Annotated in this window: 24 protein-coding genes and 1 pseudogene; 15 read left to right on the plus strand and 10 right to left on the minus strand. The window is 32.0% G+C overall.

The window, feature by feature from the left end:
- Positions 1 to 243 precede the first annotated feature (243 nt).
- From P8H50_RS06375 to P8H50_RS06390, 4 genes are all read right to left on the minus strand, one after another.
- Positions 244 to 1737, minus strand: coding sequence for a hypothetical protein (locus P8H50_RS06375; protein ID WP_300206785.1), 1494 nt, complete (start codon positions 1735 to 1737; stop codon positions 244 to 246).
- A 3-nt stretch (positions 1738 to 1740) separates the two neighbouring features.
- The gene (locus tag P8H50_RS06380) at positions 1741 to 2121 is read right to left on the minus strand and encodes a superinfection immunity protein (protein ID WP_300206788.1); all 381 of its coding nucleotides are present in this window, start codon (positions 2119 to 2121) and stop codon (positions 1741 to 1743) included.
- A gap of 28 nt (positions 2122 to 2149) precedes the next feature.
- Positions 2150 to 3295 carry a hypothetical protein gene (locus tag P8H50_RS06385; RefSeq protein WP_300206791.1) on the minus strand — a complete coding sequence of 382 codons (1146 nt, stop codon included), beginning with the start codon at positions 3293 to 3295 and terminating at the stop codon, positions 2150 to 2152.
- A gap of 914 nt (positions 3296 to 4209) precedes the next feature.
- Positions 4210 to 4380 (minus strand): hypothetical protein, encoded by a 171-nt coding sequence (locus P8H50_RS06390; RefSeq protein ID WP_300206793.1) that lies wholly within the window; start codon positions 4378 to 4380, stop codon positions 4210 to 4212.
- Here P8H50_RS06390 and P8H50_RS11055 point away from each other — a divergent pair.
- Entirely contained in the window at positions 4358 to 4417 is a 60-nt protein-coding gene (locus tag P8H50_RS11055; protein WP_366900964.1) for a hypothetical protein, read from the plus strand. The two genes, P8H50_RS06390 and P8H50_RS11055, sit on opposite strands and share 23 nt — an antisense overlap.
- Here P8H50_RS11055 and P8H50_RS06395 read toward each other — a convergent pair.
- Entirely contained in the window at positions 4414 to 5004 is a 591-nt protein-coding gene (locus P8H50_RS06395) for a riboflavin synthase (protein ID WP_300206795.1), read from the minus strand. The genes P8H50_RS11055 and P8H50_RS06395 overlap by 4 nt on opposite strands.
- Positions 5005 to 5070: 66 nt before the next feature.
- On the opposite strand from P8H50_RS06395, the gene pdxA reads away from it, so the two are divergent.
- The 6 genes from pdxA to accC all read left to right on the plus strand — a co-directional run bounded on the left by pdxA (position 5071) and on the right by accC (position 10086).
- Entirely contained in the window at positions 5071 to 6150 is a 1080-nt protein-coding gene (gene pdxA / locus P8H50_RS06400; RefSeq protein WP_300206797.1) for a 4-hydroxythreonine-4-phosphate dehydrogenase PdxA, read from the plus strand.
- 72 nt (positions 6151 to 6222) lie between these two features.
- Positions 6223 to 6762, plus strand: a complete 540-nt coding sequence (locus tag P8H50_RS06405; RefSeq protein ID WP_300206799.1) for a DUF177 domain-containing protein — start codon at positions 6223 to 6225, stop codon at positions 6760 to 6762.
- A gap of 9 nt (positions 6763 to 6771) precedes the next feature.
- The gene (rpmF, locus tag P8H50_RS06410) at positions 6772 to 6975 is read left to right on the plus strand and encodes a 50S ribosomal protein L32 (RefSeq protein ID WP_013869593.1); all 204 of its coding nucleotides are present in this window, start codon (positions 6772 to 6774) and stop codon (positions 6973 to 6975) included.
- Between the two features lie 180 nt (positions 6976 to 7155).
- A complete protein-coding gene (locus P8H50_RS06415; protein WP_300206801.1) occupies positions 7156 to 8151 on the plus strand; it encodes a beta-ketoacyl-ACP synthase III in 996 nt (331 codons plus the stop codon).
- A 31-nt stretch (positions 8152 to 8182) separates the two neighbouring features.
- The gene (accB, locus tag P8H50_RS06420; RefSeq protein ID WP_300206803.1) at positions 8183 to 8653 is read left to right on the plus strand and encodes an acetyl-CoA carboxylase biotin carboxyl carrier protein; all 471 of its coding nucleotides are present in this window, start codon (positions 8183 to 8185) and stop codon (positions 8651 to 8653) included.
- Positions 8654 to 8736: 83 nt separating this feature from the next.
- Positions 8737 to 10086 (plus strand): acetyl-CoA carboxylase biotin carboxylase subunit, encoded by a 1350-nt coding sequence (gene accC, locus P8H50_RS06425; protein ID WP_300206805.1) that lies wholly within the window; start codon positions 8737 to 8739, stop codon positions 10084 to 10086.
- A 34-nt stretch (positions 10087 to 10120) separates the two neighbouring features.
- On the opposite strand, the gene P8H50_RS06430 is transcribed toward accC, so the two are convergent.
- Entirely contained in the window at positions 10121 to 10636 is a 516-nt protein-coding gene (locus P8H50_RS06430; protein ID WP_300206808.1) for a hypothetical protein, read from the minus strand.
- A gap of 93 nt (positions 10637 to 10729) precedes the next feature.
- Between P8H50_RS06430 and P8H50_RS06435 the strand changes: the two genes are divergently transcribed.
- The 8 genes and pseudogenes from P8H50_RS06435 (at position 10730) to P8H50_RS06470 (ending at position 18548) form a co-directional block, all read left to right on the plus strand.
- Positions 10730 to 13483 (plus strand): reprolysin-like metallopeptidase, encoded by a 2754-nt coding sequence (locus tag P8H50_RS06435; RefSeq protein WP_300206810.1) that lies wholly within the window; start codon positions 10730 to 10732, stop codon positions 13481 to 13483.
- A 91-nt stretch (positions 13484 to 13574) separates the two neighbouring features.
- Positions 13575 to 14687 carry an FAD-dependent oxidoreductase gene (locus P8H50_RS06440; RefSeq protein ID WP_300206813.1) on the plus strand — a complete coding sequence of 371 codons (1113 nt, stop codon included), beginning with the start codon at positions 13575 to 13577 and terminating at the stop codon, positions 14685 to 14687.
- A 1-nt stretch (position 14688) separates the two neighbouring features.
- Positions 14689 to 15375, plus strand: a complete 687-nt coding sequence (gene mtgA, locus P8H50_RS06445; protein ID WP_300206815.1) for a monofunctional biosynthetic peptidoglycan transglycosylase — start codon at positions 14689 to 14691, stop codon at positions 15373 to 15375.
- Positions 15368 to 15829 (plus strand): 3-oxoacyl-ACP synthase, encoded by a 462-nt coding sequence (locus P8H50_RS06450; RefSeq protein WP_300206817.1) that lies wholly within the window; start codon positions 15368 to 15370, stop codon positions 15827 to 15829. The genes mtgA and P8H50_RS06450 overlap by 8 nt, the downstream gene beginning before the upstream one ends.
- Positions 15830 to 15931: 102 nt before the next feature.
- Positions 15932 to 16411 (plus strand): hypothetical protein, encoded by a 480-nt coding sequence (locus P8H50_RS06455; RefSeq protein WP_300206841.1) that lies wholly within the window; start codon positions 15932 to 15934, stop codon positions 16409 to 16411.
- Positions 16396 to 17598, plus strand: a pseudogene (locus tag P8H50_RS06460) (beta-ketoacyl-[acyl-carrier-protein] synthase family protein); the annotation flags it as partial. The gene P8H50_RS06455 and the pseudogene P8H50_RS06460, both read left to right, overlap by 16 nt.
- A gap of 123 nt (positions 17599 to 17721) precedes the next feature.
- Positions 17722 to 17976 carry a phosphopantetheine-binding protein gene (locus tag P8H50_RS06465; protein ID WP_300206843.1) on the plus strand — a complete coding sequence of 85 codons (255 nt, stop codon included), beginning with the start codon at positions 17722 to 17724 and terminating at the stop codon, positions 17974 to 17976.
- Positions 17973 to 18548: a 4'-phosphopantetheinyl transferase superfamily protein gene (locus P8H50_RS06470; protein WP_300206820.1), complete on the plus strand. Its 576-nt coding sequence runs from the start codon at positions 17973 to 17975 to the stop codon at positions 18546 to 18548. The genes P8H50_RS06465 and P8H50_RS06470 overlap by 4 nt, the downstream gene beginning before the upstream one ends.
- On the opposite strand, the gene P8H50_RS06475 is transcribed toward P8H50_RS06470, so the two are convergent.
- The 4 genes from P8H50_RS06475 to mscL form a co-directional block, all read right to left on the minus strand.
- Entirely contained in the window at positions 18538 to 19449 is a 912-nt protein-coding gene (locus P8H50_RS06475) for an ABC transporter ATP-binding protein (RefSeq protein WP_300206822.1), read from the minus strand. The two genes, P8H50_RS06470 and P8H50_RS06475, sit on opposite strands and share 11 nt — an antisense overlap.
- Before the next feature lie 73 nt (positions 19450 to 19522).
- On the minus strand, positions 19523 to 21688 hold the full coding sequence (locus tag P8H50_RS06480) for a prolyl oligopeptidase family serine peptidase (protein WP_300206824.1): 2166 nt from the start codon (positions 21686 to 21688) through the stop codon (positions 19523 to 19525).
- 93 nt (positions 21689 to 21781) lie between these two features.
- Positions 21782 to 22771 carry an aspartate-semialdehyde dehydrogenase gene (locus P8H50_RS06485; protein ID WP_300206826.1) on the minus strand — a complete coding sequence of 330 codons (990 nt, stop codon included), beginning with the start codon at positions 22769 to 22771 and terminating at the stop codon, positions 21782 to 21784.
- Positions 22772 to 22912: 141 nt separating this feature from the next.
- A complete protein-coding gene (gene mscL, locus P8H50_RS06490; protein WP_300206845.1) occupies positions 22913 to 23317 on the minus strand; it encodes a large conductance mechanosensitive channel protein MscL in 405 nt (134 codons plus the stop codon).
- Between the last annotated feature and the right edge of the window lie 39 nt (positions 23318 to 23356).

Here is a 23356-nt window from a genome sequence, read left to right on the forward strand (position 1 = left end):
CTACATATTTCTGACCACATTAATTGCAGAATGCATTATCCTCTGATAGAGATGTATTACAGTTAGTACATGTTTTAGTTTTCATTTTTTTAGTTTTTTGTTAAATTATGTCTCGTTTACAACAATTTTTTTTTTTGAAACAGGCCTCTGCTAATATTAAGTTTTTTGGTTACTCATGAAAGCGCTCATTATTATAAGGGTTTAAACCTGTCAATCAACCGGTATTTAATTCTGACGCATCTCTTATACTCGATATTTATTGTACTCCTCGCAAGCGTCATTTATTGCAGCCACGATGTCTGTAAGTTTATATTTCCACTTTGCCCATGGTGCATCTAAAAACCCATTTTTTGGTTTATATAATCGAACCTTGGACAAATCTCCACCGTCAAAATCAGAATTAACAATTTGTATACTTGCGTACAATTTTTTTTCTTTTAAAACTTTCAAATGACCGATATTTCCATCCCATCTGCAACAAGATCTTTCCATATCTGCTTTTCCCTCAGCTACAATGAGAGTGACAATTTCATATTCATTATCTTTTTGAAGGGTTAATACAAGCAGAAAAGAATCATTTAGTAATCGCTGATGGTTATAATACATGAAATGGTATTCGAAATCTACTTTTTTTTCTTTAAAACTTTCAAAAAAATCTGAGAAATTTTCATGAAATAAATCATTTATATCTTTTGATTTTGTATTTAAAGCAGTAGTGATATTCTCATGTCCTAAAAAAGTGGTTTCATTATCAACAAAAGTTGAAAGGTACAATTCAGGGTTAATAGTTCCATCTTCCAATATCATTTCTTCATTAGTTTCTGGTTCTAAATCTATAGTTTCATCATCATCATCCAAATCTCTTAAATTTTTATATTCGTCATATTTACCTATAAATTCAATTACCCCATCAGAGTTATAAATATTACCTTCAATAAATTTATCAAATTCCCATTTCCCTTCACAATACTTATTCTTAGTTAAGTAATGAAAATTAACACCATATCCATGTCGATCGTCATCTTTAAAATCTCCTTCAAATCCTACACCTCCATCTTCCCCCAACCATTTTCCTTTACCATGAAGACTTCCGTTTTTATAATTCCCAATGTATTTAGCTTTTTTAGTTCCATATTTAATTCCCTTCCCGTTATATAAATCATTCTCCCATTCTCCCTTATAACTTAAAGTTCTGTAAAAATTATTGACTTCAAATCCCTTTCCTGACCTTTTATCATCAACCCAAAAACCATTATATGTCATTATAAAATTATCTTCATTTTTATGTTCGGGTAAATCAATATCTCCTTCATTTTCAAAATATACTCCAAACCCATTTCTAAAACCATTACTTAACTCACCAATATAAATTTCTTTATTTGGATATTTAATAACACCTCTCTTATCGGAAGATAATTTTTCTAATTCTTCTATTTCATCTCTTGTTAAACAAAAACAATCCATGAGTTTTTGAATATGGTTTGGAAAAGAGAATTCTAATAAATCATCATCCCAATCAAAAATATCTGGTCCTGTTCCAAAGTCAGATAAAATTTTTATTTGTTTTTCATCTATTTTTAATTTATTCCAAAATTCATCAGTTTTTATTTCTTTTGAATCTTCTGAATTCTCTGGTAGAATATCTTTTGTAGATTTTTTTTCAATCTTGTTCCCACATTCTCCACAAAATTTAGATGAATTTTGGGTAGCTGCTCCGCAATTTGTACAATATTTCATAGTTTATAATTTTAACCGATTTCTGTGGTTTTGAAATTCTTCTTCTGTAATAGCGCCCATTTGTTTTAATTCATAAAGTTGTTTCATAGAGGTTATTTTATTTGAATGTGTTTTTAAATCATTAATACGGTCACCGTATTTTTTTGCGCTCATGGTTCCGCTTGGATCTATTATAGGATCTATAATTATTTTATCTTTTGGAAAGTAAACATATATGAGTAATATGAACCAAACTATAAATGTCCAACCAAAGAATATGTTTACTAATAATATAATTCCCTTGAAGGGATTATTATTTTTAAAAGCAATTCGAGTAGGCCAGAAATATATATAAAAACCTATTATACCTATGAGGGCGATACCAATAAAATGTTGCAATTCCATATTTATAATTTTAGTATTGTTGCTATTGTTAATAAATTATGAGATCTAAATTATAGGGTGTTTTTGGCTCTGTCTGTGTATTAATCATCTGAATCCTATAACTCCCAAGAGGATAATTACTAATATCTAAACCAACGCTATCACCACCGTCTATGATAAATTTAAAAACTTCACTATCATTTTGATCATAAATAGTTAACTCTCCGTATATGAAAAGGGGATAATGAAGGATAGTAACCTGTTGATTTTGGGTTGCATGAATTACGTTTCTAAAGCAATATGTAGTATTAATATCATACATTACTTCCTCACAGTTATCCGAATAAATTTTTAAATAATCATAAGATTTTAGAAGGGATTTTCTTATTGATAAATTTGACATACAGCTATAATAATCTCTGCCTCTAATTTTGTTAAACTCCTCCCAAACTTCGCAATCAATTTCTTTTGTTAAAAATAAAGACTGTGTAGAAACTAACATTTTAATAAAATCAAACGCCTCTTTAGAATCACTATTATTGTATGTCACACTGATAACGTTACCTTCATCATCTATAAAATTATCCAAGACGTCAAAAACAAGAGACGCATCCCAATAATTATCCATTGCTAATAAATATAAGTAAACGGTATAATTATCTTCGACACCAAATCCTTTGTAATCGGAATGTGAACGTATAATATCTTCTGGTGTCCAGAGAGATTCAACAGCATCGTATTTTTTATCAAAATCATCAACTGACTCATAAAATATTCCTTGGATAAAATGTTTGTCATTTTTATCATTCCTCAAGATGTCACCATTATCATCAAATTCTAAATTATCCCAACTAAAAGGTGGTGCTTTTAAAAGTTGTTTACGATATTTTTTTATAGAATTTAAATGTTCTTTTTTTAATTTATTTAGAAATATTTCTGAGTTTTTAAATTTGGAATTACTGTCCCATCCCATCGCATTAACAAGTGCTATTTTATCAAAAATAGTTGTATTGGAATCTGTTAAAAATTTAAATCTAACATTATCAAGTTTTTTCTTCCCTGGTTCTTTACCAATTTTTAAGACGTATAAATCCTCAGACACCTTCCAAAATTCTATTGAAGTTAAAGGGGAATCGGCCATAAGGTTGTTTGAAAAAAAACAAACAGTTAAGAGAAGCAGAATAATTCTTTTCATTTGTATCGCATTATGGTTCCATTCGTATTCATTAAAATCTTTACCACAACAAATTTTACATTACTTACTATGATTCTGTTCGATCAGAATCCGACATTATTAGATAAACTCCAATAAAAAGGCTAATTAACTTAGCATACCATGGAAGGGTGAATATTAAAGATAAAACTTTGGTTCTGGCAGGTGCATCGATTAAATCATCCGGTGTAACATGGATGAAAAATCCCACTATGGATAAAATCACAATAACGATTGCGATTAATTTTTTCATATAAAAATTTAGATTATAACTAATTTAAATAAACATTATCTCTTTTGGTAGAAATTTTATAGAAAACCCTAATCCACCCCCTATTTTTAAGTTGATATTTTTTAATCTCTTTAAAAGTATTTTCCCAAACAAAGAATCCAGAGATTAGAACATATCATTACATCGGTAGTTTGGATAAAAAGATATTATTCGAAACGAATGGTTGTTTAAAAGCGTTTTAATCTTGAAATGTTTGCAAGAATGTTTGCAAGAATTAATTTTTACAAGAATTTTATCTTTAAAAAGGTAGTGTTTATTAGGGTTTCAGAAGATATTCAAAAAAATCAGTTCAATACTCATAATCAGGTGGTCCTTGGTTCGAGCCCAAGTGGGACCACTTAAAAATTGTAAAGCCTTTCATACTTTTGAAAGGCTTTTTTTATGAAGCAGGTTTATTCTATACTCAAAGCTTAATAAGCCAATATTTATTAAATTAAATATTGAGGAAATAAAGAGAATTATAATAAGTTAGAAAAAGGTTTTAGCAGTTTTATAGTTACATTTTGTGTATTTTATCGAAAAAAAACACCTTTCGTGGGATTTTTTTTTGAAAAACTTGTCTAAAAGTTTTGTTAACTCCGTTTTTTTTTACATTTACGACTTGTTATATTATACAAAATAAAAAAATATTTGCCTCAATCTTATTTGTATTAATAAGTTTCGTGTGCGCTGCACAAACACCACCACCTCCACCTCCTGGACCTCCTGGACCTGTTGGAGCACCAATAGATGGAGGATTGCTTGTCCTATTAATAGTGGGTCTTTTTTTTGGCATATACAAGATGTATAAATTTCAAAAAAAAACGATTTAGTTCCTTAGCTCGTTTAATCTAGAAACGTATTTTCCTATAACATCAAATTCTAAATTCACAGTAGAGCCTATTTTAAAGTTTTTAAAGTTTGTGTGCTCATATGTATATGGAATGATTGCAACGCTAAAAGAATTTAGTTTAGAGTTTACAACTGTTAAACTAACACCATTTACCGTTACCGAGCCTTTTTCAATTGTAATATTGTTTAAAGAACCATCGTATTTAAAACTAAACAACCAGCTGCCTTGTGTCTCTTCAATACTTGTACATTCTGCAACTTGATCAACATGACCTTGTACAATATGGCCATCGAGTCTGTCTCCTAATTTCATTGCGCGTTCTAGATTAACAATATCAGAAATTTTTAAGTTTCCAATATTAGTTTTGTCAATAGTTTCTTTAATTGCAGTAACGGTATAACAGTTACCATTAATACTAACTACCGTTAAACAAACACCATTGTGAGCAACACTTTGATCTATTTTTAATTCATTAGTAATGGTGCTTTCTATTGTAAGATGTAAATTCTCTAAATCATGTTTTACATTTGTAACACGACCCAAGGTTTCAATAATTCCTGTAAACATACTTTTAACTGTATTATTTGGTTAAATTTGCGAGTATAAAATTACGAACAATAGTTAGCATTATTAATGAAGAGAGAAGAAAAAATAATTGTAGGCATCTCCATAGGAGATTTAAACGGTATAGGATCAGAAATTGTACTAAAAATTTTTGAGGATAATAGAATGTTAGATTTCTATACACCAGTAATTTTTGCATCGACAAAAACAATAACATTTGTTAAAAATCATTTTAAATTAACCATTAATTTAAATGGTATTAATAACACTAATGAAATTCTTCACGGTAAAGTTAATGTTCTTAATTGTTGGAAAGAAAATGTAAATATTAATTTTGGTCAAGAAGATACTAAAATTGGAGAATATGCTATAAAATCTTTAGAAAGCGCAACAAAAGCTTTAAAGAATGAAACAATAGATGTTTTGGTTACAGCACCAATTAATAAAAGCAATATTCAATCTGAGACTTTTAAGTTTCCAGGTCATACAGATTATCTTGCACAAGAATTAGAAGGTGACAGCTTAATGTTTATGGTTACAGATACATTGAGAGTTGGTTTGTTAACAGACCATGTTCCAGTTAAAGATATTTCTAGCCATATTTCTTCAGAAGTAATAACCCAAAAAATCGAAACAGTATATAATTCTTTAAAAAAGGATTTTAGAATTAATCAGCCAAGAATTGCTGTTTTAGGTATAAATCCGCATACAGGAGATAATGGCGTTATTGGTAACGAAGACGATACCGTTATGAGACCAACTCTTAAAAAAATTAAAGAGAGCGGTAAATTAGTTTTTGGACCTTATGCTGCTGATAGTTTTTTTGGAAGCGACAATTATAAAAGTTTCGATGCTATTATTGCCTCTTATCACGACCAAGGTTTAATTCCTTTTAAAACATTATCTTTTGGTCAAGGCGTAAATTTTACAGCTGGTTTAAACAGGATAAGAACATCACCAGACCATGGAACAGCATACGAAATAGCAGGAAAAGGCATTGCAGATACAGGTTCTTTTAAAGAAGCACTATTTACAGCAGTTGCTATTTTTAATAATAGAAGAGAATTTGAAGAATTAAATAGAAACCCATTAGCTGTAAGCAAAAGGAAGCGTTTTGATGAAAGAAAATACGAAACAAAAAAGAAGTAAACAAAAAATTGTTGATAAGTCTGCTCAATAAATAAAAATTTGTATATTTGCAGGCTCAAAATAGATGTGACAATGAAGCCATTGAAAGAGTTTACAATTCCATTTGTAGGTTTAAAAGAAGGAAAGCATCTTTTTGAATATGAAATATATAATGCGTTCTTTGAATATTTTGAGTATGAAGATTTTAATAGCAGTAATTTAAAAGTTAATGTTGTTTTAGAAAAAAAAACAACACTTTTAGAACTGCATTTTGAAGTTTCAGGAACAGTTAATGTTAATTGCGATGTAACAAACGAACCATATGAGCAACCTTTAGAAAGCGAGTTTGATTTGGTAGTAAAGTTTGGAGAAGAATATAACGATGAGAATATAGATATTTTAATTATACCTCATGGAGAATACGAAATAAGTATACAACAATATGTTTACGAATTAATAGTATTATCCATGCCAACAAAGCGAGTGCATCCTGGAGTAGAAGATGGAACATTAGATTCAGAAATACTTGAAAAATTAGAAGAATTAAGTCCTAAACAAAAGGATATAAAAAAAGACCAAGAGGAAATTGATCCTCGATGGAATACATTAAAAAAACTATTAACGGATAAATAAAATAATAAAATGGCACATCCTAAAAGAAAAATCTCAAAAACAAGAAGAGATAAGAGAAGAACACATTACAAAGCAACTGCGCCACAAGTTGCAACTTGCCCAACAACAGGTGAGCCGCACTTATACCATAGAGCACACTGGTTCGAAGGTAAATTATATTACAGAGGTCAAGTATTAATTGACAACGCAGTAGCAGAAGAGAATATAGCATAATTTATTATGCATGCATATAGAAAAACGCTCACTTGTGAGCGTTTTTTTTATGATATATTTTTCTTTAAGTTAAAAACAACTTAATTTGCACGTAATTAACCAAAAATTGATTATTTTGAACAAAATATCGCCTATTTTAGACGGTTTTGAGCAATTTTTGGTCAAATTAACTTGAAAAGTATGAGTAAAATCTCAGCAGCCATTACAGCTGTAGGTGCTTATGTACCAGAATATGTATTAACCAACAAGATTCTAGAATCCTTGGTTGATACTAATGATGAATGGATTACCTCTAGAACAGGAATCAAAGAACGTCGCATCCTAAAAGGAGAAGGCAAAGGCACTTCATATATGGCTATAAAAGCCGCTCAAGACCTTCTAAAAAAATCAAATACAAATCCAGAAGATATAGAATTAGTTATTGTGGCAACTGCAACACCAGATATGCAAGCCGCATCTACTGCTGCATATACAGCAACACAAATTGGTGCTGTTAATGCTTTTTCTTTTGATTTAGAAGCTGCTTGTTCAAGCTTTTTATTTGGCATGTCAACTGCAGCAAAATATATTGAATCAGGACGTTATAAAAATGTATTATTAATTGGAGCAGATAAGAATTCTTCAATGATAAATTATGAAGATAGAGCGACCTGTATCATCTTTGGAGATGGAGCAGGAGCTGTATTATTTCAGCCCAATCAAGAAGGTTTCGGTTTACAAGACGAATACCTAAGAAGTAATGGAGCTGGAAGAGAATTTCTTCAGGTAAAATCTAGTGGTTCTTCTTACCCAGTAACTGCCGAAACTATAGCAAGAAAAGAAAACTTTGTTTTTCAAGATGGTAAAACAGTCTTTAAAAATGCAGTATTTAATATGGCAGATGTTGCAGTTAAAATTCTAGAACGTAATAATCTCACAAAAGAGGATATTGCATGGTTAGCAGCTCATCAAGCAAATAAGCGCATTATAGACGCAACAGCTAACCGTATAGAATTAGAAAACGAAAAAGTAATGATGAATATTGAAAAGTATGGTAATACCACTTCAGCAACTTTACCATTATTATTAAACGATTACGAATCACGATTAAAAAAAGGCGATAATATTATTTTTGCCGCCTTTGGTGGTGGCTTTACTTGGGGCTCAATATATTTAAAATGGGCTTATAATTCTTAAAAAACTAACAACAACTTAATAACTCTAAATTATGGATTTAAAAGACATTCAAAACTTAATCAAGTTTGTAGCAAAATCTGGTGCAAGTGAGGTTAAATTAGAAACAGACGATGTTAAGATTACAATAAAAACAGGATCAGACGAGACTAACATTGTACAACAAATGCCAATGGCTCAAATGCCACAAATGCAAATGCAACAAGCAGCAGCACCTTCTGCTCCAGCAACTGTAACTCCAGTAGTAGAAAGTGAAGATTCTAAATACATAACTGTAAAATCTCCAATTATTGGAACATTTTACAGAAAGCCTTCTCCAGACAAACCATTATTTGTTGAGGTAGGACAAACCATTGCGGTAGGTGACGTGTTATGTATAATTGAAGCAATGAAATTATTTAATGAAATTGAATCTGAAGTTTCAGGTAAAATTGTTAAAATTTTAGTGGATGATTCTTCTCCTGTTGAGTTCGATCAACCATTATTCTTAGTAGATCCATCTTAATATAAATCACAATTTTTAATTCTAAATTCCAGAGGCGATACTTTTGGAGTTTGTTTTTTGAATATTGAAAATTTGAAGAATTTATGTTTAAAAAAATACTAATTGCCAATAGAGGAGAAATAGCACTTCGTGTTATTAGAACCTGTAAAGAAATGGGTATAAAAACAGTAGCTGTTTATTCTACTGCAGATGCCGAAAGTCTACATGTTAAATTTGCTGATGAAGCTGTATGCATAGGTCCACCAGCAAGTAGCGAGTCTTATTTAAAAATGTCAAGCATTATAGCAGCAGCAGAAATTACAAATGCAGATGCTATTCATCCAGGTTATGGCTTTTTATCTGAAAACGCAAAATTTTCAAAAATTTGTGCAGAACATGAGATTAAATTTATTGGAGCTTCTCCAGAAATGATTGATCGCATGGGAGATAAAGCAAACGCAAAATCAACAATGATTGCTGCTGGAGTTCCTGTAGTACCAGGAAGTGAAGGCGTTATAGAGAGTTTTGAAGAATGTGTTAAGATCGCTAAAGAAACAGGTTATCCTGTTATGCTTAAAGCATCAGCAGGTGGTGGAGGAAAAGGTATGCGTGCCGTTTGGAAGCCAGAAAAATTACAAGAAGCATGGGAATCTGCAAGGCAAGAATCTAAAGCAGCCTTTGGGAACGACGATATGTATATGGAAAAGCTTATTGAAGAGCCTAGACACATCGAAATTCAAATTGTTGGAGACTCTAACGGGAAAGCCTGTCATTTATCAGAAAGAGACTGTTCTATACAAAGACGTCATCAAAAATTAACAGAAGAAGTTCCGTCACCATTCATGACAGCTGCTCTACGAAAAAAAATGGGAGAAGCTGCTGTAAAAGCTGCTGAGTATATTAAATATGAAGGCGCAGGAACAGTTGAGTTTTTAGTAGATAAGCATAGAAATTTCTACTTCATGGAGATGAATACGCGAATACAAGTAGAGCACCCAATTACAGAACAAGTAATAGATTTCGATTTAATACGCGAACAAATTTTAGTTGCTGCAGGAGTGCCAATTTCTGGGAAAAACTATTTACCTCAACTACATTCTATAGAGTGTAGAATTAATGCTGAAGACCCATTTAATGACTTTAGACCATCACCAGGAAAAATAACAACACTTCATGCACCAGGAGGACATGGCGTACGTTTAGACACACACGTCTATGCAGGTTATTCAATACCTCCAAACTACGATTCTATGATTGCAAAGTTAATTACAACAGCGCAAACTAGAGAAGAAGCTATAAATAAAATGAAGCGCGCTTTGGATGAATTTGTTATAGAGGGCATAAAAACAACAATACCGTTTCATAGACAATTAATGGAACATCCAGATTATTTGGCTGGAAATTATACAACAAAATTTATGGAAGATTTTGTAATTGAAAAGCCTACAGAATAAAAACAAAAAAAGCGACTACTAATAGTCGCTTTTTTTATAGCTCAAAATTTTCATTTATCGCAGTAATAATTTGAGGAACTTCTTTTATTTTAAAGTTTAAAACTAAGTTATACTCTTTTTCTCTTATTTTGGTAAGTATTAAAATTCCTTCTAAAACACTATAGGCACCTGTTTGCCCTCTACAAAAACATAGTCTTTCGAAGCCTACAGTTGTATTTTTTAAATTTAAATCAGTTATATTTAGTTCATTAGAATTAATTTCAATGTAAATTATTTCTTTGTAACTAGAATCTTGAATCCCGTCTTGCTCATTTCTTTTGTATTCAAATTTTAAAACGGTGTTTTTACCTTCTAAAAGTTCAGAATAACTATTTCCAAATTTGTCTGTTTTAATGCTATAAACTTTATTTTTTATAACATTAAATGTGCAAATACCATCCTCTGGGCAGATATTATTACTTTTAACTAATTTGTTTTCAGTTTCAATATACTTATTTGTTTTGCAAGCAAAAGAAACAAAAATCAATACTATTATGTATAAAACTCTCATATTCAAAGTTACAGATTAAAAAATTTAACTTCATTTTTTTGTTCATTAACGATTATCAGTATATATTTAAGCTCATTTTTAAAAAATAAAACTATGAAAAAAAGTTACTTTAACTGGGTTTTTACTTTAGTACTTTCTTTACTAATTACTTTACCCGCATTGTCGCAAAACAAAAAGGCGTTATGGAATAAAACCACCAAGACAATAGCTTCTTCTAAAAAAGCTTTAGCCTTAAGAAAAACAGAACCAATAAAAGCAGATTATTATCAATTAGATATTAATGCTTTAAAAACAGAACTCCAAGCAGCACCAAACAGGAATACTTTTTCTGGGACATCAAATGTTATTTTAGATTTTCCTACAGCAGAAGGAACATTTGAAGCTTACAGAATTAAAGAAGCACCAATAATGGAAGAAGCGCTTCAAAACAAGTATCCAAATATTCGAACATATTTAGGAGAAAGTGTTAGCACTCCAGGAAATATTATTCGTTTTAGTGTAACACCTCAAGGATTACACACTATGTCAATGTCTAATAATAAAGGCTCTCAATTTATAGATCCATATACAACAACTGGCAATGAGTACATAGTTTATGCAAAAAAAGACTTACCATTATTAGACCAAAATTGGGAGTGTGGTGTAATTGATGGAGAGGCTATTTTAGAAAACAAAGATTTAAATATCAATATGCAAAGAAACGCATTTGATGGTTTAATGAGAAATTTTAGATTAGCAGTTGCAACAACCATTGAGTATTCTTCGTTTCATTGGATGGCTGCAGGACTTACTAATGCAAATACAGTTGCAGATAGAAAAGCAGCTGTAATGGCTGCAATTGTTGTTACAATTAATAGAAATAATCAAATTTATGAAAGAGAGTTATCTATCACCATGACACTTGTAGCAAATAATGATGCTGTTGTTTTTATTAATTCAGATAACTTTTCTAATGATAATGCTAATGCTCTAATTAATGAGAGCCAAACTGTAATTAATGGAGCTATTGGTAATGCTAATTACGACATAGGACACACTTTTAGTACAGGTGGAGGAGGTTTAGCACAATTAAACTCACCATGTATTACAGGAAGTAAAGCAAGAGGAATTACAGGTTTACCAACACCAGTTGGCGATGCTTATGATGTTGACTTTGTTGCTCATGAATTAGGTCACCAATTTGGTGCGCCACACACTTTTAATGGTGATGCAGGTAACTGTGCAGGAGGAAATAGAACAGCTTCTAATGCCTTCGAGCCAGGAAGTGGTAGTACTATTATGGCTTATGCAGGAATCTGCGCTCCTCAAAACGTTCAAGGAAATAGTGATGCTTATTTTCACCAAAAGAGTTTACAAATGATTTGGGATAACGTTTTTAGTGGCAATAGCCAATGTGCAACAACAACAAGTACTGGAAATAATGCACCAACCTCTAATGCTGGACTTGATTATACTATTCCAAGATCAACACCTTATAAATTAACTGGGTCTTCAAGTGATGGAGCCGAAGGCACAGCGACTCACACTTACACTTGGGAACAATACGATTTAGGACCAGCAGGTTTACCATTAGAAACTAACACTAGTGGACCAATGGTTAGATCGTTTCAAGGCACTTCTAATCCTGTAAGATACATTCCTAGATTAGCAGATGTTGTAAACACTGGAGGCACTTCTACTACATGGGAAAAACTACCTTCTGTAGCAAGAACTCAGGCCTTTAGGTTAACAGTAAGAGATAACGATGCTGCTGGAGGTCAAACTGCAGTAGATGAAATGATAACCAATGTAGTTTCATCAGCAGGACCTTTTATAGTGACATCTCAAAACACAACAGATATAACATGGCTTACAGGTGAAACAAGAACAATTACTTGGGACGTAGCAGGAACAACAGCCAATGGTGTAAATACAGCAAATGTTAATATATTATTATCTACTGATGGTGGTTTAACTTTTGATACGGTTCTAGCTACAAATGTTCCAAATAATGGTACACACGATATTACAGTTCCTAATGTATTTGGAGGATTTTGTAGAGTAATGGTTGAAGGCGCAGGAAATATTTTTTACAATATTAATTCTGAAGATTTCAAAGTAAATGCGTCTGTAACAACAACTTGTACAACATATTCATCTGCTAACAATTTGGGCCTTGCTATTCCAGATGGACCAGCAGCAAATACTCAAGGCACACCTGTTTTTAATAATTTGAATATACCAGACGCAGGTAATGTAGACGAAATAAAAGTTACAGTAGATGTTACTCATTCATATATAGGAGATTTAATAATTCAAATACAAGATCCAAATGATGCTCAGTTTGCTAATGTTTGGGCAAGAAGCTGTAATGATGCTCAATATGGAAACATAAGTGTTACATTTGATGATACAGCTTCTCCATTTGTTTGCGCTTCACCAACTACAGGAACATATGCTCCTGCAGCGCCATTAAATGTATTTAATGGTGTAGATCAACAAGGTGATTGGCAAATTGCTTTAGTAGATTTTTATAATGGAGATACAGGAACTTTAAATAGTTGGTCTATAGATTTATGTTCTACTACTATAATTAATTTAAGTGTTGATGAGTTTGGTTTAACAAATTCATTTTCTGTATTTCCAAATCCAAATAATGGAGAATTTACAGTTAAATTTAATGGTGCTACAGGAAATGTAAATTTACAAGTTGTAGATATAAGAGGACGTTCAATATTAAATAACTCTTACACTACATCAGGAGACTTTAATCAAACTATTAACTTAGGAAATGTTCAATCTGGAATGTATTTACTTAATGTAAGTGATGGAGGAAGAACAATTACAAAAAAGATTGTTGTAGAATAATTTTTTTAGATATTACATAATAAAAACTCCGAATGTAATTTCGGAGTTTTTTTTGTTTTAAAAGTTAAGATAATTAGAGTACTTTCGTTTTATGAACCTGTCCTATTGGGAAATAAAATCGTGGCTTACCAAAGTTGATTATACTATAGTTGGAAGCGGAATTGTTGGGCTTAATAGCGCACTACAACTAAAAATACGTTTCCCAAAAGCTAATATTTTAATTTTAGAAAAAGGAATGCTACCACAAGGAGCAAGTACAAAAAATGCAGGTTTTGCATGCTTTGGAAGCTTATCAGAAATTATTAGTGACCTTAAAACACACACCGAAGAAGAAGTTATAGATTTAGTAAAACAGCGTATAAATGGGCTGCAACTATTACGAAACACTTTAGGCGATAAAACCATAGACTACCAGCAATTAGGAGGCTATGAATTGTTTAATGAAGCAGACAATTTATTCGAAAACTGCATCGCAAAAAAAGAAGAGATTAACAATCTATTAAAACCAATATTCAACACTGAGGTTTTCAGCTTAAAAGAAAATGGCTTTAACTTTCAAAATATCAAAAATCAATATAGTTTTAATCAATTTGAAGGACAAATAGACACAGGGAAGATGATGGAGTCTTTGCTAAAAAAAGCACTCTTAAAAGGCATTAAAATCTTAAATAATGTGTTTGTTGAAGGTTTTCAGGAAGACTCAAATTCCGTAAAAGTAAAAACCAATCAGTTTGAGTTTTCAACGTCTAAATTATTGATTGCTACAAATGGTTTTGCTTCAACATTAAATATACCAGAAGTTAAACCAGCAAGAGCACAAGTGTTAATAACAAAACCTATTAAAAATCTTCATATAAAAGGTACATTCCATTTGGACGAAGGCTATTATTATTTCCGAAATATATATAATAGAATTTTATTTGGAGGTGGACGAAACCTTGATTTTAAAGGCGAAGAGACTACAGATTTAAGTCAGACAGCTTTAATTCAAAATCAATTAGAAGCGCTACTTAAAACCACGATTTTACCAAACATACCTTTTGAAATTGATCGCAGATGGAGTGGTATAATGGGAGTTGGATCTCAAAAAAAACCAATCGTAAAACAACTAAGTAACCACATATTCTGTGGAGTCCGTTTAGGTGGAATGGGAGTGGCTATTGGTAGTTTAGTTGGGCAAGAATTAGCAAATTTAATAGACTAAGATGTTTAAAAAAACAGTTCGGTTTTTTGCTAAAATAGCGATGTGGTTTATAATTGTTTCTATTGGCTTGGTCTTGCTTTTTAAATGGGTTCCTGTACCAATCACACCTTTAATGGTCATTAGATATTTTGAAAAAGACAGTCCTAAAATCTTAAAACACGATTGGGAACCTATAGAAAACATCTCTAAAAACTTACAGCTAGCAGTCATTTGCAGCGAAGACCAAAACTTCTTAAAACATAACGGTTTTGATATAAAAGCAATAGAAAAAGCGTATGAAAACAATAAAAAAGGAAAACGAATAAAAGGAGGAAGTACCATTAGCCAACAAACCGCCAAAAATGTATTTTTATGGCCACAGCGCAGTTGGTTTCGTAAAGGATTAGAAACCTATTTCACCTTTCTAATCGAGTTGTTTTGGTCTAAAGAACGCATTATGGAAGTTTATTTAAACACTATTGAGATGGGTAATGGCATTTATGGAGCAGAAGCTGCTGCACAACATTGGTTTAAAAAACCAGCGTTAAAATTATCTAAAGTAGAAGCATCTGCAATTGCAGCTATTTTACCAAACCCTAGAAAATATAAAGCAAACCCTGTGACTAATTATATTGCCTCTAGAAAAAATTGGATCATGAGACAAATGAACTTTTATGGTGCTTTAAACTATAAAACTGAAGATGAGTAAAGACACAAACATAAAACTAGAGTTGTATAATAAATGTTTAGCATTTACTCAAGACCGACTAAATACCATTAATAAAACCATACAAGAATTACAAGAGTCCCTTACTTCCGAAACCAAAAGTAGCGCAGGCGACAAGCACGAAACTGGTCGTGCTATGCTACAATTAGAACGTGAAAAAGCAGGACAACAATTGGCAGAAATTCAAAAAATTAATCAATTATTAGCTAAAATTAGTACAGAAAGCAACTCAAAAACTATTGGTTTAGGTAGTGTGATTTACACCACACAAGCTAACTATTACATAGCGATAAGTGCTGGCGAATTTGAAATTGACAAGCAAAAATTTTACGCTATAGCTTCTAATACACCAATCGCCCAACTCTTATTAGGAAAAACAATTAAAGACCAAATTGCATTTAGAGACCAAAGTTTTACCATTATTAATGTAATCTAGTTTCAATCTAAAATAATTTCGGCTTATCTTTAGTAAAAATGAATTGCTAAAGACAAATTGAATACTCCCTCAAATTTTGATGTTATAATTATTGGTGGTGGATTGGCTGGATTATCTAGTGCCATTCATTTGTCAAAGTATAATTTAAGTGTTTTGCTCATTGAAAAAAACAGTTACCCAAAACACAAAGTTTGTGGCGAATACATTTCTAACGAAGTTTTACCGTATTTAGACTTTTTAGATATTGATATTTTTGCATTAGGCGCTAAAAAGATCACGAAGTTCGAATTGTCAACTTCCCAAAACAGGCTGATTAAATCAGAATTGCCATTAGGTGGCTTTGGGATTAGCAGATATTGTTTAGACTACGAATTAGCAAAAAAAGCAATAGACAATAAAGCGATAATTAGTCAAGATACAGTGGAAGACGTCCAGTTTTCAAACGACAGTTTTTTAGTACAAACAAAACTAGCAAACTATACTTCCAAAATAGTGATTGGTGCTTATGGCAAACGTGCTAATTTAGATGTAAAACTCAACAGAAAATTCATTAAAAACAAATCACCTTTACAAAAGCCATAAAAAGCGGTGAATCTGGAATCACCTTTCATCAGCAATTAGCAGACTTAAATTTTTCGTGTTGTATTGGTGGAATTCCACATATTTCCGAAGAAAAAAAGCTAGAATATTTAACACCTTTACAATTACGAGGCTTTAATAGTTCAGGAATTTTATATGGCTGTATTGCAGGAATAGATGCCTGGAAAGATGCAGGTTTTATAATAGATGATAATAGTAATTTGGACTTTGATTCCGGAACCGTTTTCGGCACAGGAACGTCAGGTGTCGAAAAATTTAGAGAAGCCATTTACAAGCTAGATGAAGGCGAAGTCAAACGTTTAGGAAGCACAGTCGTTGTACAAACTATGGCAAGCGGAATAAGTGCTTTTTTAGGCGGAATATTAGGTTTAGGAAATCAAGTCACCACAAATTCCTCTGCTTGTACCACAGGAACAGAAGCCATTTTAATGGGTTACGAACGCATTAAAAACGGACAAGCAAAACGAATGTTGGTTGGAAGTTGTAGTGATGACGGACCATATATTTGGGGAGGATTTGACGCTATGCGAGTCATGACATACAAACACAACGAGTCACCAGAGGAAGGTTCGCGACCAATGAGTGCTTCAGCTAGTGGATTTGTGCCTGGATCTGGTGCAGGCGCTTTAGTCTTAGAGTCTTTAGAAAGTGCTTTAAAAAGAAATGCTACTATTTACGCTGAGGTTTTAGGAGGAAATATCAATTCTGGTGGACAACGAAATGGTGGAACCATGACTGCTCCAAATGCTGAAGCTGTGCAACGTTGTATTATAGATGCGATTAAAAATTCAGGGATTTCTGCTAACGATATTGATACTATAAACGGACACTTAACTGCAACCTCAAAAGACAGTTTAGAAATCGAAAATTGGACAAAAGCCTTGAATAGAAAAGGAACTAATTTTCCGTACATCAACTCTTTAAAATCAATGGTTGGTCATTGTTTGGCTGCAGCAGGAAGTATAGAAAGTGTGGCGACTGTATTGCAATTACAAAAGCAATTTGTGTTTCCTAATATCAATTGTGAAGATATACATCCAGAGATTTCAGCTTTAATTTCTAAAGAAAAAATCCCAAAAAACTTACTTAAGATAGAACTTAATATTGCAGCAAAAGCTAGTTTTGGTTTTGGTGATGTTAATGGTTGTATTATCTTTAAGAGGTATTGATTACAACATAAGACCTCACAGGTTTTCAAAACCTGTGAGGTCTCCTAAAATAAAGTTTAATTAAAAAAGATTCCTGTAGTTTACACTGAGCGCAGTCGAAGTGCGGAAATAAAAAAATAATTGATAAAAAAAGAAGAACTAATCGCCAAATTAAAAACAATTGTTCAACCTTATATTCAGGATGAAGACGCGTTTAATAACCTATCTGAAGAGACCGATTTTATAAACGATTTAAAAATAAATTCGGCAAACTTAGTAGATATTATTTTAGATGTAGAAGACGAATTTGATATTAGAATCGAAAACGACGATATGGAAAAAATGATTTCTGTAAAAGCCGCAATGGACATTGTCAACGAAAAATTAGCAGCAAAATGATAGGCAATGATATTGTCGATTTAATACAAGCTGCCCAAGATAGTAATTGGAAACGTCCACGTTTTTTAGATAAGGTTTTTATAGTTGAAGAGCAACAGTTAATTGGCAATGCTAAAAACCAACACCAACTGGTTTGGTTACTTTGGAGTATGAAAGAAGCTGCTTATAAAGTACACGTACAACAATTTGGGAAACGGTTTTTTAATCCTAAAAGACTGGTTTGTGAGCTTGCTTCTGAAACTTCAGGAATTGTAAAGATTGATGAGGAAATCTATTTTACGACTTCTACTATTACTAACGATTATATTTATACGGTTGCGACTTTAGAGGCTTCAAAAGTATTTAAAAGTGAATGTTTTGAGGTTGAAAATTCAAACTATCATTTTGAAAGTAAAGGTTTGAAAATGAAATTTTTAGAAATAGTTTCTAAATTAAAAAAGACATCTATTGAAGAACTTCAAATCAGAAAAAATGCCGTTGGTGTACCTAGATTATTTCAGAATAACTTAGCCATTGATAATGGATTTTCTTTTACGCATCATGGAAGGTTTTCTGCTTGGTCTATGTTATAGCTTCTAGGTAAATTTCGGTGTTTTGTATTATTTTTTCACTTGATTCAAAAAACACCTTCTCACCATCTAAATCCGCTTCTATTAAATAATAATGACCTTTAAAATAACTGTTTTTTACAATTACTTTTAAAGCAGATTGCGCTACCATTTTTAATTGATGCGCATAAACAATGTTATTGTCTATAATATTAAACTCACCAAAAAAAGAAGCTACTAAAGGTGTTTGTGGTTTTTTGTACAGTTGTTCTGGCGTATTTTGAGCTTCAATTTTATTATTATTTAAAACAATCATGTTATCTGCATAACCTAATACATCATCTTTGTCATGAGTTGCAACAATACAACTAATATTTTGTTTCTTTAAATAGCTAAAAACATTGCGCCTTAAGTTTTGTTTTTTAAAGTTATCGATATGGCTAAAAGGTTCATCTAACAAAATAATTTCTGGTTGTTTTGCTAATGCTCTAGCTAAAGCCACACGTTGTTTTTGTCCACCAGAGAGTGTTTTTACTTTTGTTTTTGCAAAAGCAGTGAGTTCTACTATTTCAAGAAGTTCTGCAACACGTTCTTTTTTTTCTTCTTTATAAAAATTTGAAAGGTGCTGACCAATATTTTCTGCTACAGAAATAAAAGGTTCTAATTCAAATTCTTGTGCGACGTATTTTATAAAATCGTAACCAATAACAAGATTGTGTTTTGGACCAAGAATTTCATTTTCTTTCCAGAAAACATGTCCCTTATTTAAATCGTATTCACCACGAAGTACTTTTAAAAGTGTGCTTTTGCCAGAACCACTTTCACCAATAATAGCCAAATAGTCTCCAGGTTTAACCTTAAAAGAGAGGTCTTTTAAGACAGGTGTTTTTTGATAAGAAAACGTTATATTTTTTACTTGAAGCATCTGTGAAATTAATAAAAAACCTGTCAAGTTTTTAAAACCAGACAGGTCTAAATAATTTTAAAAAGTTTGTTTTTTAATCTTTAAACTCCTCTTTCATTTTACTTGGTAATACATTGAAACCCATATTGTAAAGTGTAAAACCAAAAATATCTGCGGCTTGTTCTATAGTTTTGCTTACAGGTGTTCCTGCGCCATGTCCTGCGTCTGTTTCTATTCTAATAAGTGTTGGGTTGTCTCCAGATTGTTTTGCTTGTAATTCTGCTGCAAATTTAAAACTATGAGCAGGTACAACACGGTCGTCATGATCTCCTGTGGTGACTAAAGTTGCTGGATATTTTACACCAGTTTTTACATTATGAACTGGAGAATAATTTTTTAAATAGTCGAACATTTCATTACTATCTTCTGCTGTACCATAATCGTAAGCCCATCCAGCTCCAGCCGTAAAGGTATGGTAACGTAACATGTCTAAAACACCAACTGCTGGCAAAGCAACTTTCATTAAGTCTGGACGCTGCGTCATAGTAGCGCCAACTAATAAACCACCATTAGAGCCTCCTTTAATTGCTAAATAATCGCTAGATGTGTATTGTTTTTTAATAAGGTATTCTGCAGCAGCTATAAAGTCATCAAAAACATTTTGCTTCTTTAATTGCGTTCCAGCATCATGCCATTCTTTTCCATACTCTCCACCTCCTCTTAAATTGGCAACAGCATAAATTCCGCCTTGTTCCATCCATACAGCATTTGTTATACTAAAATTTGGTGTGAGACTAATATTAAAACCTCCATAACCATAAAGAATCGTTGGGTTTTTACCATTTAGTTTTAAACCTTTTTTATGCGTAATAATCATGGGTATTTTTGTACCATCTTTTGATGTGTAGAATACTTGTGCACTTTCGTAATCCTCAGAATTAAAGTCGATATTTGGTTTACGGAATAACTCAGACGTTCCTTTTTGAATATTATATTTGTAAATACTACCTGGCGTCACGTAGTTAGTAAAAGAATAATACAATTCTGTTTCTTTTTTTTTTGCACCAAAACCTCCAGCACTACCAATACTTGGTAATTTTACTTCTCTAACTAATTTTCCATTATAATCGTATTGAAAAATTTGAGAAACAGCATCTACCATATATTCTGTAAAAAAGTAACCACCAGCTGTAGATGGACTTAACACATGTTTAGTTTCTGGGATAAAATCTACCCAATGTTCTGGTGTTGGATTAGATGCGTCTACTGTAACAATTTTTTGATTAGGCGCATTTAAATTAGTTACCAAATATAATGTAGAGCCTACGTTTTCTATTACATATGTATCACTATCTGTGTTACCTATAATTTCTACTAATGGTGCATTTTGTATAGTTAAGTCTTTTATATATAATTTATTTCCAGATGTAGAGACACGTGGTGATATTAATAAGTAGCGATCATCTTCTGTCACACTACCATAAATATATCTGTGTTTTTCTTCTGGTGTTGCACCATAAATTATTTTATCATCTTTTTGCGATGTAGCTAGCTTATGGTAGTATACTTTATGTTGATCTGTTTTTGCAGACAACTCACTGCCCTCAGGTTTATCGTAACTAGAATAATAAAAACCTTCATTTTTATACCAAGACATGCCACTAAATTTCACATCTACTAAAGTGTCTTCTATAATAGTTTTGCTTTCGGTATCCATTATTAAAATTTTCCTCCAATCGCTTCCACCTTCAGAAATGGCATAGGCTAATTTTTTGCCATCTTTAGAGAAACTTAAACCACCTAAAGAGGTAGTGCCATCTTTGCTAAACCCGTTTGGGTCTAAAAACACAGTTGCAGTTTCAGGAGCCTCATCAGTTTTATATCTATAAATTACATATTGATTTTGTAGTCCTGAATTTTTATAAAAATAAGTGTAGTCTCCTTCTTTAAAAGGCGAACCAATTTTTTCGTAATTCCATAGCTTTGTTAATCGCTCTTTTAAATCGTTTCGAAAAGGAATATTATCTAAATAACCGTAAGTCGCTTTGTTTTGGGTTTTTACCCAAGCCATAGTTTCTTCGCTTCTATCGTCTTCAAGCCAACGGTAAGGATCTTTTACATCTGTTCCAAAATAGTTAGTTACAGTGTCTACAGTAGGAGTTTCAGGATAGTTTACTATTATTTTTTTGTTTTGTTTCTGTTCTTCTTTACAAGACATAATGACTAAAAGGGTTAATAAGGGAAGGATTAGTTTTTTCATGGTCTTAATTTTTGTTGACTATAAAAATAAACAAAAAAGCGCTTACAGTTTTATGTAAACGCTTTTTGTGTAATTTCATCTTTATTAAAATGATTATACTAAGTTTTTTTTTACTAAATACTCAGCAATTTGAATCGTATTAGTTGCAGCTCCTTTTCTAAGATTGTCGCTTACTATCCAAAGGTTAAGCGAGTTTGGTTGTGAGCCATCTCTACGAATGCGACCAACAAAAACATCATCTTTTCCGTTAGCATATAATGGCATTGGATATATATTTACATCTAAATTATCTTGTACTGTTATACCTTCTGTTTGGCTTAATAACGCTCTTACTTCTGCAATATCAAAATCGTTTTCAAACTCTACATTAACAGCTTCACTATGTCCTCCAGCTGTTGGAATTCTTACTGCAGTTGCTGTTACAGCAATGGTTTTATCATTAAGAATTTTTTGAGTTTCACGAACCAGCTTCATTTCTTCTTTAGTGTAACCGTTGGTTTCAAAAACATCGCAATGCGGAATAGCGTTTTTATGAATAGGGTAATGGTAAGCCATTTCGCCTTTAATTCCAGCCATTTCATTTTCTAGTTGTTGTACTGCTTTTACTCCAGTTCCAGAGATAGATTGGTAGGTTGAAACCACAATACGTTTTATTTTATATTTTTTGTGAAGAGGCGCTAATGCCATTACCATTTGAATGGTAGAACAGTTTGGGTTTGCTATAATTTTATCTTCTTTAGACAGTTCGCTAGCATTAATTTCTGGAACTATTAATTTTTTAGACAAATCCATTCGCCATGCAGAAGAATTATCGATTACAGTAGTACCAACTTCTGCAAACTTTGGAGCCCATTCTAAAGACGTGTCTCCACCAGCAGAAAATAATGCAATATCTGGTTTCATAGCCACAGCATTTGCTAAACTTACAATAGTAAACTCTTTGTTTTTAAAAGTTATTTTTTTCCCAACAGAACGCTCTGAAGCTACAGGTATAAACGCTGTAATTTTAAAATTACGCTCTTCTAAGACTTTAAGCATAACTTCTCCAACCATGCCTGTAACACCAATAACTGCTAATTTCATATACATCTTAATTTAACCTTACAAAGCTATTATATTTCTTATTGTTAGTTAATAAAAACACATTAATTTTTTTGTAAAAATAAGGCACAAAAAAAATCGGTTTGTTAAAACCGATTTTTAAAAACGTAATAAGAAGTAGAATTACTTTTTTAAAGCATCTCTAATTTCCATTAATAATTGGTTATCTGTTGGTCCTGCAGGAGCAGCTGCTTCAACTGGCTTTTTAGTTTTGTTATACGCTTTTACAATCAAGAACATTACAAAACCTACTACAAGTAAGCTAATAATAGTATCAATCCATGCACCATATTCTACTGCTGCAACACCAGCTTCTTTAGCTTCTGCAACTGTTTTGAAAACAACATCTCCTGGAGTCCAAAACATGTCTGAGAAACTTTTTCCGCCTGTAACCATTCCAATTAGTGGCATTGCAATTTTAGATACAAAACCGTTTATTACTGCACCAAGAGCACCAGCCATAATAACTGCAACTGCAAAGTCAATAACATTTCCAGTCATAATAAAATTCTTAAATTCTTTAAGAATAATTTTAATTTTTAAGTTAGTTAATTTTAATAAGTCTAA

The organism is Lacinutrix sp., assembly GCF_029238095.1.
Classification (GTDB): Bacteria; Bacteroidota; Bacteroidia; order Flavobacteriales; family Flavobacteriaceae; genus Lacinutrix.